This is a genomic window from Ekhidna sp., from assembly GCF_039960695.1.
Classification (GTDB): Bacteria; Bacteroidota; Bacteroidia; order Cytophagales; family Cyclobacteriaceae; genus Ekhidna.
The window spans coordinates 194,451-207,244 of the sequence record NZ_JBDVKP010000020.1; the positions used below are offsets into that span (position 1 = coordinate 194,451).

Here is a 12,794-nt window from a genome sequence, read left to right on the forward strand (position 1 = left end):
GTTTACAATATGAAAGAGATTTTTATCGCGTCTAAAAATGCTTCATTATCTAATTATCTATACCTCATATTAGATGAAATATGTCCAACGACTTTTTCCCTTGCTAATGAATATTCTGAGGGTGTTGACTTAATTGTTGTTGATTCTGAAAATATATCGCCTGCTGAAATTGAGAAATATAAACAGGAGATTCCAAAAGTGCTTTTTTGCTTTGAATTACGTCCGCTATTGATCCAATACACTTCACGGTTCGATATCAATGGTATTATTTCTCTTTCGATGGAGGCCTCAGATATTCTTAAAACACTGCAGGTTGCCTTAGAAAATGATATCTACTACAATGAAGTGATGATTGGGATGCTTTTTTCAAATAAAGCAAATAGGATTGCTGAAAAGATAAAATCGCTAACTGACCGAGAAAATGAAATTCTGATCTTAATGATGAAAGATTTGACTAACGAAGAGATTGCTCAAAATCTTAATCTCAGTGTTCGTACAGTCAATGCACATAAAGGGAATATCATGCGAAAGATTGGATCAAAAACCACTAGCGGTCTGATCCAGACTTTACTTGATTATTCGGCGGACTTTAGAAACTCGCTCTAAGACCATTTTCACTATCAACTTCAACCTTCCCTCCAAGTTGTTTTACAAAAGTTTTCACTAAAGAAACGCCAAGACCTGTGCTGCTTTCAAGTAATTGTTCTTGCATCTTTTCGCCATCATTCAGAACTCTCAGTAAAAAATGTCCGGGCTCCTTGCTGAAGAGAATAGATATTTTCCCTTGTTGGCCAACCTTGAATCCATGCTTTAGTGCATTTCCCACCATCTCACTCACCATCAACCCTATTAGCAGGGCCTTTTCTACATCAAGGATTATTTTTTCAGATTCTACCTCGATACTGATGGAAGATGAACCTTGAAGTATTTGTAACTCTTGGGCAATATGCTGTAAGTATTCACCTATATTAATTTCCGAAACATTATTGAAAGTATACAGCTTGTCATGAATGACTGACATGGCCTTAATGCGATCATTTACCTCATTAAATATGGCCTTCGATTTATCATCATCAAGATCATAAGATTTGAGAGCTAAAATTGAGGAGATTAATTGCATATTGTTTTTCACTCGGTGATGCACCTCTTTTATGAGTATATTTTTTTCTTCTAGCGAAGATTCTAAGCGCATTTGCAGTCGTTTATCCGCGGTAATATCATAGATGACACCAACCATCCCTTTTATTTTACCATTACGATCTCTAATGATTCTTGTAAATGCCCGCAAATACTTTTCCTCCGCCTCAATTTTTACTCGAAAGTCAGATTCCAAAAAGTTAATACCTTGTTTGACTAACTTCAGACTTCTCTCTACAATAGTCTTATCATCATCTACAAGATAAGATTCTAGCTTTTTGATAGGCACTGGGCTATCTACCATGGTGAAAATAGAATACATTTGATCTTCCCAGAAAATTTCGTCGGTTTCCCTATCGTATTCCCATACTCCAAGATTCGCGATCTCTGTCGCGAGGAGGATACGATCGGATAATCGTCGTATTTTTTGCTCTGCCTGCTTTTGCTCCGAAATATCCTGGATTGTACCGATCATTCGGATGACATTGTCTTTGACATCTTTGATCATCTTACCTCGCCCTGAGATCCATTTAATTTTCCCAGACTTTAGATGATGAATTCGATAAAAATGAAAAAAGTCTTTCCCTTCATTAATGCACTTATTCAATTTTTCCTTGAACTCAGCAAGGTCATCTGGATGAATTAATTGCTCAATTACGGAGACATGACGCTGAGAATCTGAAAATCCCATCATAGCAATCATTTCTTCTGAGGGAGTAAAAGATCCACTTACAACGTCATATTCATAGTTTGCAATTTTAGAAATACGTTGGGCTTCTAGTAGTTTAGCCTGACTGTCTTGAAGTCTTGTTTCAGCCGCTTTCAAGTCTGTAACGTCAAGCATACCAGTGATAGATCGTTCAAAATTACCTTCTTCGTCATATTCTGCAACAGCAGACAGAAGCACATTCATTATCTCTCCTGATTTCTTCACATACCGATATTCTATATTCCTAATAAATCCGTCATTAAACAGCTTATCTAGATTACTTTGTACGACGCCTCCTTTTTCTTCAACCATAAAATCATAGGGAGATTTACCTATGACTTCATTTCTTTCATATCCCATCTTATCCAACCAGAAATCGCTGACACTAATTATTTCCAAACGCTCGTTAATTGAGTGCATCATTACCGGAGCCTTATTGTAGATACTTCGATACTTCTTAAGGGATTTTTCCAATGCCATCTCAATTTCCTTTCGAGTGTTGATATTTTGTAAGGAAATAACAGCACCGAACGGTTCATTGAGCCTGGTTGCCCGTAGGTTATACCATTTACCATCTGCTAGCTTCATTTCATGATCTAGCGATTTCGTCTTTTGATCCAGAATCGATTTTAGTCCTTTTTTAAGGTATTCACCTTCACCAAAAAAATCCATAAAACCGAAAACGGACTTACCAATTTGTAGCCCAGCATAGGGTTGATTTTTAATATAGAGTCTAAGGTTTCTATTTACACTCAATATGATCCCATGCTCATCTACAACTAAGATGGCCTCATCTAAAGCATCCAAAACGCCCTGTTTTAAAGATTCCTCTCTCTTTATTTTTTTATCAGCTTCTTGATAGTTAGTAATGTCCTCAGTAAAATAGACCACATTATCAAGTTGTCCTTCTGTATCAAAAAGAGGATAATATTTGATGCGATATGTTTTTGAAGAGTCAGCATGAGTAAGCGGAATTTCTGCTATAATCTCTCCCATCTCCCCATCAAAAGCCTTCTTAATCTCGTCTACCTGGGAATTCTTTATGAATAGCTCATTATTGAAAATATTAAACTTCCCTATATACTCATCAAGATTAATGAGCCAATATTTTTCAGATTTTGAGTTGGCTGCAACCAAAGTCCCTTCTCTGTCATAAATAGTAATGGCATAGGGTGCCTCATTAATCATCTGCCTATACCGGGATTCACTTTCTCGCAGCTTCAGACGAGAATTTTTCTTGTCTGTGATATCAAGCATCAACCCTCGCAGTAGTTCTGGCTTTCCACCCACCTTCACCACTTCAACCATATCCTGCACCCACTTTATATCTCCATTTTTATGGACCAGGCGATACTCCAGCTGATAGCTATTGGTATCTGGCGCTTTGTGCCTTTCATAGCCAACTACCCGTTCTCGATCTTCTTTATAAATTCTTGATTGCCAAAAGCCTTCCTCTAGCCATTTTTTTATTGGGAATCCTAATAATTCACTTGCTTTTGGACTAATGTATGAAAAGGTTTGGGTGCCGATCTTCGTTTCCCAAACAACTGCATTAAGATTTTCAACAAGAATTTTGTATCGACCTTCCTCGTGTTTCTGCTGTTCATCTTTAATGATCTTCTCAGTAATGTCTGCCAGGTTGCATATTGCGCCTATTGGCTCCTTATTTTCATCAAACAATAGTGTGGCATCAACTGAAAGCCATTTTAATTTATCGTCAATAATTATACCCTGTAATGAAGAAGTAACAGGCTTTTTTTTAGTCAAGACTGTATATAATGCGTGCTCTTGATCAGTAAAGGATTCACCATCTTCATATCGGGCAACCTCAAAACTAGAATAGTGTGTTCCAATTAAATTTGATCGATTATCAATATTTAACAACTTGAACGCCGCGTTGTTGGCATAGACTATCACGCCTTTTAAGTCCACTTGCAACACGCCGTGAGGCATGCTCTCGAGCACATTCTTGTGTAGTATATCTATTTGAGTATCCAAAAGGTGGCTGATTTATTACTTTTCAGTAACGATAAATTTATTAGAATAACATGAAAGCCAACCGTCAAATTTCAATTGATTTCCATTGATAGTCATTTTGACTAAATCAATTTCATCGTAACCACGAGGTAGCAATTTTCCACTCATTATATCTCTTTGCGAGAAAGAAATTCAAACTTCTAAAATGAAGAAGTCAGAGGTTCGATTAGTATAGAATCTTGTAATTAAGAATACAATGCGTTCAGCAGTGTGATTAGGTGATTAGGTGCCTCGGGAGGGGTGCCTATTTTTGTGCCCAAAAACTCTATTTAGATTGATTCTAAATAATTACATTTGCCTAAAAACAAACACAATGCGATATATAAAGCTATTACTACTCACATTAACTATCGCCTGTTCAGGCAAATCAGAAAATAAAGAGGAAAGTACGGCATCAGAAGATCAAGTATTAAATGTTTATTCCCACAGACATTATGATGCAGACAAACAAGCTTTTGAGCGATTCACTAAAGAAACAGGTATCAAAATAAATCTGGTAAAAGCGGGTGCTGATGAACTTATAAACCGCTTAGAGATGGAAGGTGAAAATTCTCCAGCTGACGTATTGATCACTGTAGATGCAGCAAAACTAAACAGAGCTAAAGCTATGGGTTTGTTGCAGTCAGTAGATGCCAATACCAACAATAAGGAAGGCTTTATTGACCTGGACAAAAACTGGTATGCCATTACTTATCGCGCAAGAGTCATAGCTTATGACAAAGAAGATGTAACCGTTGCAGAGCTTTCGACTTACGAAGACTTAGCTGATGAGAAATGGAATGATCGAATTTTGATCAGATCATCGGGTAGTTCATACAATCAATCTTTACTCTCATCTATCATTTACGAAAATGGCGAAGAAGCAGCTAGCGCATGGGCTAAGGGAATTGTTGAAAACATGGCTCGTGAACCTAAAGGTGGTGACCGGGATCAAATAAAAGCTATTGCATCGGGCATAGGAGATTTGGCTGTGGTTAATACTTACTACGTGGGGTTACTACTTAACTCTGATAATTCTGAAGAAGTAAAAGCTGGACAAAGAGTAGGCATCTACTTTCCTAACCAAGATGGACGTGGTGGACATATCAACATAAGTGGTGTTGGTGTAACTAAAAATGCGCCAAACAAGGCTAATGCTGTTAGATTTATTGAATTTTTGACAAGTGAAGAAATACAAAAATTTTATGCAGCTACCTCTTTTGAATATCCGGTCCACAAAGACGTATCTCCTGATTCTACAGTTGCTGCATGGGGAGAGTTCAAAATAGATGACCTGGATTATGCTACCAATCCAGACTTACTGGATCAGGCTATAAAAATATTTGATGAAGCTGGCTGGAATTAAACAACCCAGATACCTTTCATGGCGACTCGCTGCTAACATAATTCTGGTTGCAATTTTGCTTCCATTGGTGCTGGTTGCGAGTCGCTCATTTATGTTAGATACCTCAAACCTGAGGCACATTACCAGTAACTTACTACCCCTCTACCTTTGGAATACATCCATATTGGTAATTGGAACCTCTGCCATCACTTTGATTATTGGTGTAGCTACAGCATGGATTGTTACTGTGTACGATTTTCCATTCAGGCGTAAGTTTGAGTGGTTACTCATCCTACCTCTTTCAATACCAACATTTATCAATGCCATTGCCTACGTCGGGCTCACCGATTACGCAGGTCCGATACGCATTTTTCTGAGGTGGCTCAATGTGGATATTTATTTAGACATCATGAATCATACAGGAGCCATACTGGTGATGAGTCTTGTCCTTTATCCGTATGTATATATTACATCTAGATCTGCTTTCTTACTCCAATCCGCTTCCCTAATAGAAGTTTCTCGCTCGTTGGGCCAACCAATGAAAAAAACGTTTAGAAAGGTGGTTTTACCACTTGCATGGCCTGCCATTTTTGCCGGACTTATTTTAGTAATCATGGAGGTGCTTAATGACTATGGTGTAGTATCATATTTTGGCATTCCCACGTTTACAGTCGGCATATTTAGATCCTGGCTAGCTTTGGGAGATCTTTCCACAGCTGTATTTCTTTCCATGATTGTACTCATTTTTGTGATCGTTCTCTTGGTCATTGAATTCAGGGCTAATCAGAAGAAGAGATTCTCCATTGACAAAGCAGAGCGTTCTTTCAAAAGGCTTAAACCAAAAAAAAAATGGGTTGCCTTTGCCATTTGTTTTTTTCCGTTTCTTGTTGGATTTATTGTCCCAGTTTGCCAATTGATGTGGTGGTTCATCCTTGCATATTCACATGATGTATGGTCTCATTTGCTAACCTTGGCTAGAAACACCGCATTGCTTGGATCACTCTCTAGTATAATCATCTTGTTGCTATCTATTGTCCTTGCCTATACGTTTAGGTTGGTGGATAAAAGAGGATTTAAAAAGACCATAAGTAAACTGCCGATGTTAGGGTATGCAATGCCTGGTGCAGTCATTGCTGTAGGAATTATAGCATTGGTTTTAATCATCAATCCTAGTCTAATCTATTCAGGAATTTCAGCGCTGGTTTTTGGCTATACAGTACGGTTTTTTGCTGTTGGCTACGGATCAATTCAATCTGGCTTTGATAAAATTTCACGCCAAATTGATGATGCAGCTATATCGCTTGGAAGTAATTCATTGAGAAATTTGATTCGAATTCACATTCCTATCTTAAAGCCAGTGCTCATGGGTTCATTAATTATGGTATTTGTTGACGTAGCCAAAGAGCTTCCTATAACTCTGATTTTGCGCCCATTTAACTATGAAACACTAGCGACTAATGCTTTTCAATATGCTAAAGATGAAATGGCACCCAGGGCAGCATCCTCTAGTCTACTGATTATTTTTGCGAGTGCGGTCCCTGTTTATTATTTGAATAGAATATTACATAGAAAGTGAACCTAAGTGTAGAACATATCAACAAAAGCTTTGAAAATACTAGAGTGTTGGATGATGTCACCTTAGATATTCAAAAAGGAGAAATATTATCCCTTACCGGCGAGAGTGGGTGTGGTAAAAGCACGTTGCTCAGGATCATATCCGGATTGGAAATGCCTGATAGTGGACGCATTATTCTTAACGATGAGGAAATTACTAACTGGAGTCCGGAAAAAAGAAAATTCGGATTTGTTTTCCAAAATCTATCATTATTCCCGCATCTGACCGTAAGAGACAATATTTTTTACGCGATTCGAAAGAAGGATCAATCCAATAGCAAGCTGACTAAGCTTACTGATATGACTGGACTCAAAGGTCTTGCCACTAGGTATCCACATGAGCTTTCAGGTGGTCAACAGCAGCGTGTTGCTCTTGCAAGAGCCCTTGCAATAAATCCGCAGCTTCTTATTCTTGATGAGCCTTTCAGCAGTCTTGATGAATTATTGAAAGCAAAGATTCGTGAAGAGATTTTTGACCTTCTACGTACTTTAGAAATCACAACGATCTTGGTAAGTCACCAAGCGTCAGATGCATTTCTCATTGCGAATAAATTGATCGTTATGCGACAGGGGAAAATTCAGCAAGTTGGTAGGCCTGCCGATGTTTATCAGAACCCAATTTCTCCCTATGTTTCAGACTTTTTTGGTGCGAGCGTTATCCTAACAGGAAAAAATGTAAACGATAATTCAATTCATACATCCTTTGGCACATTAAAGATCGCAAATGATCGTGTTGATGATTTGCAACTTTTTGTGCGGCCTGAAAACATCAAGATTACCACTTTAAATGATTACAATCTAAGTGGAAGAATTCTGAAAAAAGAGTTTAAAGGCCCTCATGATGTCTTACGGATAGGGAGTGAAAACTCAAATGAATATATATCGTTAGAAACAGAAAGGTGTATGCATGAGGTAGGTGAAACTATTTATTTGAAAGTACCCGAAGAATTGGTGCAAATTTTCAAGTAAGTGTTCGTTCACCATATCAAGTTGTTCATAATTGTACAAATGCGTTATTGAGACATTTCATAATTAACTATATATCAATTACTTACATATTTTGGCATACGTTTTGTGATTTGATTGTCAAATGGCAACCAACCGAACAAATATTAAAGTAAGCCGTACACTGCTCATTCTATTGGGCATTTTATTAGCGTGTCTGCTAACGCTTAATGCAAAGTCACTATACTCTGCTGACTTATTAAGTGAACCGACCAATATCCCTATGGTAGACACTCAATCTCCCGAAACCTTGATAGATAAAATTGGAACCATCAGTTTGAGGAATTTTTCTAAAAAAATCTCATCTTTAAACTAAAGAAGAATGGAAATGACAAAGAGATTATTCAGATCTAACGATCGAATGCTCGGTGGTGTTTGTGCAGGCATTGCCGAATACATTGGCTGGGATCCGACCCTTGTGAGAATCGCATATATTGTGCTATCTATTGTAAGTGCCGCTTTCCCCGGATTACTAGTATACCTTATCCTCTGGATAATAATTCCACCAAGGTATTAGGCTTTGTTGTAGAAATTCATCCATCTATCTGGTAGCTCTCCCTTTAAGGCTAAATCATAATCGCTGTAGTTGCAGGCTACCATTCTATTTCTATTGAAAAGACCTCCAGCATCTGGATTTGGCACTTCCATCCACCAGCGCTCTGAAAGCTTACTTTTATAAAATCGAATGGTATCAGGCTCACCTCCTAGATGGACTTCATACATTAGGTAATCATTCGATTTGAAATTTTTATCACCTTTTCGGTGATAGTATCCTTCTATAAAATACCATATCATGGTGGCCATGACGAAGGCCGTCTTTCGATCATCTGAATCTTTGGATGCGTCGTAGTTGTATAGGCCAATAGAACTCATCTTTTCATTTTGTCCCGCATACCAACACAACTGACATGCCTCCTCTCCAGTTAAACCGTACACTTTAGAATTAAAAGCACCGGGTGCATAAATTGCTTGCAATGCAGACATATCAAACGTCATCATATCAGCATCTCTAACAACGGGTTCAATATCTTTAATGTTCTCTTTTACTACGCCGAGCCGAATCGCTTCAAATGATAGCTTTTCTATTAATTCGATAGATTTCTGGTTGGTTAAATAACTTTGAAATGCGAGGTGATAGTAGCTAAAGAGATAATTTGGACTATGTCTAAACATTTTTCCAATGTGTTCTTTTTCTAACGCTTGATCGTCATCTAAATCGATCTCACTATCGACATTTAAAACCGAGATCAATTTTTCTGCGGTTTCATAAGCATAGTATTGTCCTAAATCTAAATCATGGCTGCCGCCAAATATGATTGGCATGATGCTTTTTTCCATCAAGTATCCACAAACTTCTTTAAGTCGTAAATAGGTGTCTTCCAATTTTGGGCCATTGCGAAAGTTTCCAAGGTCCACTATTCCATAGTCTCCATACCCCTTCTTTAATTGATATATCTGTTTCCTTATTTCATCTGCAGATTTAGGATTGATGTCTTTGTTTGACCCTCTAAACTCACACATTCCTATCAAGGCAATATCCAAACCATCATGATCCGGCATTTTATGTCTATTGATATAAATTGAAGACTGGAATGAATCCGGTGCTTGATCAATATCTACTTCAACAGGATCAAAGAAAAGTTTTAAGTCCATGGGGCTAAGATAAGCAGCTAGATAATAAAATTTCCACGGTTGTATTTTCCATTTAAAACCATGTCAATCTACTATTCTGGAAAGAGCTCCCAATTAATCATATAATCTGCGTGTTCGGATACTTCAGTATTATTGGAGAGAATCGTTCCATAGTGACCTTGCTCCTGTTTTAAGTCTAAGTGAAAAGAACCTAAGTGGTCGTTGCGACTCGTATAGTCAAAATCCCAAAGCTCCAGTTCAAGCCAGTCTCCATCAACATTCCTGCTCACATTGACATCAAGCACTTCATCGACTCCGATTTTTAGAAACTTAGAATTTACTGGCCAGATTTTTAGATTCTCGACCTTTAAAAAGATTTCATCTGTTCCAGATTCATCAGGAACATTGCAGATAATAGCGTGGATTTTAATCTTCGACATATTTGATGGTGTGTAATTTCAAGATACACAAATACCTTGCTCTGAGGCAAAAAAAAACCTCACATTTCTGCGAGGCCTTTTCTAATCATAACTGATCTTACTTGATGGTAAATCCAAAAGTCTCAATAGCGCCGTTTCGCGTTTCTATCATTACTGTATAGGTTCCTTCGGAAAGCTCTACAAGTTTAGAAACCTCCACGCGTCTAGTCTTCAAAACTTTATCAACTTTGTCATTGATTACAACTCTTGATTTATCTGAAGGTAAATTTCTTAAGAATGCCTTTGTTCCTTTCGGATAAACAGGCTGACCACTTTCAAATTCTAAAATTGGTTTAGAGAATTCAATACTTGGCAAGGTTGACATGCTTTTTGAACTCTCAAAAGAGGTTCCAAATAAGGCAAGTGATAGTATTAATGCAAATTGTATCATTTCAACGGGTGTTTAATTGGTTACACAAAGTTGCAAATCAACCTTTTCAATGCACAGTCGTCTTTTACTGAATTTAATCTAGTAAAAACACCTATTCACCATCAAACAAAAAAGCCCCACATTACTGTGAGGCTTAAATCTTTTTCAGTGTTGATTTTATCCACCGAAATCATCAAAACGAATATTTTCATCAGGAATTCCAAAATCCTCACCCATTTTCTGAACTGCCTGGTTCATCAATGGTGGGCCACAAAAGTAAAGTTCAATTTCTTCTGGGTTATCATGTTTGCTTAGGTAGTGATCAATTACTGCCTGATGCACAAACCCTGTAAATCCATCTCCATTGTCTTCCATACTGTTTTTAGCTTTCCAATTATCCTCTTCCAGTGGTTCTGAAAGTACCACATGGAAAGAAAAATTTGGGAAACTTTTCTCTAGGTCAAGGAAGTGGTCAAGATAGAAAAGCTCTCTCTTGGATCTTCCTCCGTACCAATAACTTACTTTTCTTCCAGTTTTTAAGGTCTTAAATAAGTGATATAGATGTGATCGCATTGGAGCCATACCGGCACCACCACCAACGTAGAGCATTTCTGCGTCTGATGGATTGATGAAAAATTCACCATAAGGTCCCGAGATTGTTACTTTGTCTCCTTTCTTTAGACCAAAGATGTATGATGAAGCAATCCCTGGATTGACATTCATCCAACCATTCTTAGCCCGGTCCCAAGGAGGAGTCGCTATACGAACATTTAGCATAATTTCGCGTCCTTCAGCTGGGTATGACGCCATTGAATACGCACGCTCAATAGTCTCATCATTCTTCATTTTCAGATCCCATAAGCCAAACTTATCCCACTCCATTTGGAACTTATTTGGATCATCGTGCTCCTCAGGGTGCGCCGCAATTTCCATGTCCTTAAAGTCAACTTCACATTTTGGAACTTCAATTTGAATGTACCCACCAGCTTCATAATCCATTTCCTCTGGAAGCTCAACTACAAACTCTTTAATAAATGAAGCCACGTTCCAATTTCTTACAACTGTTGCTTCCCATTTTTTAATTCCGAAGATCTCTTCCGGAATTTCAATCTTCATGTCATTCTTTACTTTAACCTGACACGCCAGCCTCACATTTTCTTTCTGCTCAGTCCTGCTCAAATGACCCACTTCTGTAGGTAGAACATCACCTCCACCTTCAACTACCGTGCACTTGCACATAGCACATGTTCCTCCACCTCCACATGCTGAAGGTAGAAAGACACTCTTTTGAGAGAGGGTGGATAGAAGGGTAGAGCCTGCTGTGGTTACCATTGGATTGTCTGAATCACCATTCACAGTGATCTTGACTGGCCCCGACTGAACCAACTTGGATTGTGCCAAAAGCAGAATTAAGACTAGAAGTAGAATTAAGACCGTGAAGGCAATGATGGAAGTAATTACAATTGAAGACATATGTCTAAAATCTTTTTATTTAAAAATTGGGGCAAATATAGTTGATCTGAAACTCCATATTTGCCGGATATTCGAACCTTTTTTTGTTGTTAGCTCTCTAACACTTGGAAAGCTAAAATTGTTGCCTTAATCAAGCATTTTTAACAACATGGTTAATCTGGACTTTAATTGTCGTCTATCTACAATAAAATCAAGGAAACCATGATCTAAAACAAATTCTGCACTTTGAAACCCTTTCGGCAAATCTTTCCCTATTGTTTCTCTAATTACTCTAGGTCCCGCAAATCCGATTAGTGCGCCTGGTTCAGCAATATTAAAATCACCGAGCATCGCATATGATGCAGTCACTCCTCCAGTCGTTGGGTCTGTAAGTAATGAAATGTATGGAATGTTTGCTTCCGAAAGGAGTGCGAGTTTGGCTGAAGTTTTAGCCATTTGCATCAATGAAAATCCAGCTTCCATCATCCGCGCTCCTCCTGATTTGGAAATCATCAAAAATGGAATCTTCTTTTGCAATGAATACTCAATAGCTCTAGCGATTTTCTCTCCCACAACAGAACCCATAGATCCTCCAATGAAGGAAAAGTCCATGCAGGCTACCACAATATTGATTCCATTCATTTTCCCAGCAGCGCTCCGCACCGCATCTTTCAAAGAAGTCTTTTTCTGGGTGGCTGCAATACGAGCAGGGTATTTCTTAGTGTCTTCGAATTTTAGAGGGTCGCCAGAAGTCATGTCCTCATCTAATTCTGTAAACTTGTTATTGTCAAATAATATTTCGAAATACTCTTTTGAGCCGATACGAACGTGATAATCATCATCAGGACATACGTAAGAGTTATTTTTCAACTCTCGCATATGAATGATTGAACCACTAGGAGTCTTATACCAGAGTCCATCTGGCACTTCCTTCTTATCTTCTGTCTTTGTGAGTATCCCTTTGTCTTGTCGCTTAAACCACGCCATTCGAATTCTATCTCAGTGAATGAGCAAAGCTAAGTGATAATTGCCAAA

At 38.1% G+C, this 12,794-nt stretch carries 11 protein-coding genes; 5 read left to right on the plus strand and 6 right to left on the minus strand.

Features of this window, described 5'->3' with window-relative positions; all coding sequences use genetic code 11:
• Positions 1 to 9 precede the first annotated feature (9 nt).
• Positions 10 to 606: a LuxR C-terminal-related transcriptional regulator gene (locus ABJG98_RS17070; RefSeq protein ID WP_348280757.1), complete on the plus strand. Its 597-nt coding sequence runs from the start codon at positions 10 to 12 to the stop codon at positions 604 to 606.
• On the opposite strand, the gene ABJG98_RS17075 is transcribed toward ABJG98_RS17070, so the two are convergent.
• Entirely contained in the window at positions 590 to 3,844 is a 3,255-nt protein-coding gene (locus ABJG98_RS17075; RefSeq protein WP_348280758.1) for a PAS domain S-box protein, read from the minus strand. The genes ABJG98_RS17070 and ABJG98_RS17075 overlap by 17 nt on opposite strands.
• A gap of 352 nt (positions 3,845 to 4,196) precedes the next feature.
• Here ABJG98_RS17075 and ABJG98_RS17080 point away from each other — a divergent pair, with 352 nt between their 5' ends.
• The 4 genes from ABJG98_RS17080 to ABJG98_RS17095 all read left to right on the plus strand — a co-directional run bounded on the left by ABJG98_RS17080 (position 4,197) and on the right by ABJG98_RS17095 (position 8,343).
• On the plus strand, positions 4,197 to 5,228 hold the full coding sequence (locus ABJG98_RS17080; RefSeq protein ID WP_348280759.1) for a Fe(3+) ABC transporter substrate-binding protein: 1,032 nt from the start codon (positions 4,197 to 4,199) through the stop codon (positions 5,226 to 5,228).
• Positions 5,209 to 6,783 (plus strand): iron ABC transporter permease, encoded by a 1,575-nt coding sequence (locus ABJG98_RS17085; RefSeq protein WP_348280760.1) that lies wholly within the window; start codon positions 5,209 to 5,211, stop codon positions 6,781 to 6,783. The genes ABJG98_RS17080 and ABJG98_RS17085 overlap by 20 nt, the downstream gene beginning before the upstream one ends.
• Positions 6,780 to 7,790 carry an ABC transporter ATP-binding protein gene (locus ABJG98_RS17090; RefSeq protein ID WP_348280761.1) on the plus strand — a complete coding sequence of 337 codons (1,011 nt, stop codon included), beginning with the start codon at positions 6,780 to 6,782 and terminating at the stop codon, positions 7,788 to 7,790. The genes ABJG98_RS17085 and ABJG98_RS17090 overlap by 4 nt, the downstream gene beginning before the upstream one ends.
• A 364-nt stretch (positions 7,791 to 8,154) precedes the next feature.
• The gene (locus ABJG98_RS17095) at positions 8,155 to 8,343 is read left to right on the plus strand and encodes a PspC domain-containing protein (RefSeq protein WP_348280762.1); all 189 of its coding nucleotides are present in this window, start codon (positions 8,155 to 8,157) and stop codon (positions 8,341 to 8,343) included.
• Here ABJG98_RS17095 and ABJG98_RS17100 read toward each other — a convergent pair.
• From ABJG98_RS17100 to accD, 5 genes are all read right to left on the minus strand, one after another.
• Positions 8,340 to 9,479, minus strand: a complete 1,140-nt coding sequence (locus ABJG98_RS17100; RefSeq protein ID WP_348280763.1) for a formimidoylglutamase — start codon at positions 9,477 to 9,479, stop codon at positions 8,340 to 8,342. The two genes, ABJG98_RS17095 and ABJG98_RS17100, sit on opposite strands and share 4 nt — an antisense overlap.
• A 71-nt stretch (positions 9,480 to 9,550) precedes the next feature.
• Positions 9,551 to 9,898 carry a hypothetical protein gene (locus ABJG98_RS17105; protein WP_348280764.1) on the minus strand — a complete coding sequence of 116 codons (348 nt, stop codon included), beginning with the start codon at positions 9,896 to 9,898 and terminating at the stop codon, positions 9,551 to 9,553.
• A 97-nt stretch (positions 9,899 to 9,995) separates the two neighbouring features.
• Entirely contained in the window at positions 9,996 to 10,328 is a 333-nt protein-coding gene (locus ABJG98_RS17110; protein WP_348280765.1) for a hypothetical protein, read from the minus strand.
• A 156-nt stretch (positions 10,329 to 10,484) separates the two neighbouring features.
• Positions 10,485 to 11,780 (minus strand): NADH:ubiquinone reductase (Na(+)-transporting) subunit F, encoded by a 1,296-nt coding sequence (gene nqrF / locus ABJG98_RS17115; protein WP_348280766.1) that lies wholly within the window; start codon positions 11,778 to 11,780, stop codon positions 10,485 to 10,487.
• 126 nt (positions 11,781 to 11,906) lie between these two features.
• Entirely contained in the window at positions 11,907 to 12,746 is an 840-nt protein-coding gene (gene accD, locus ABJG98_RS17120) for an acetyl-CoA carboxylase, carboxyltransferase subunit beta (protein WP_348280767.1), read from the minus strand.
• Positions 12,747 to 12,794: the final 48 nt, after the last annotated feature.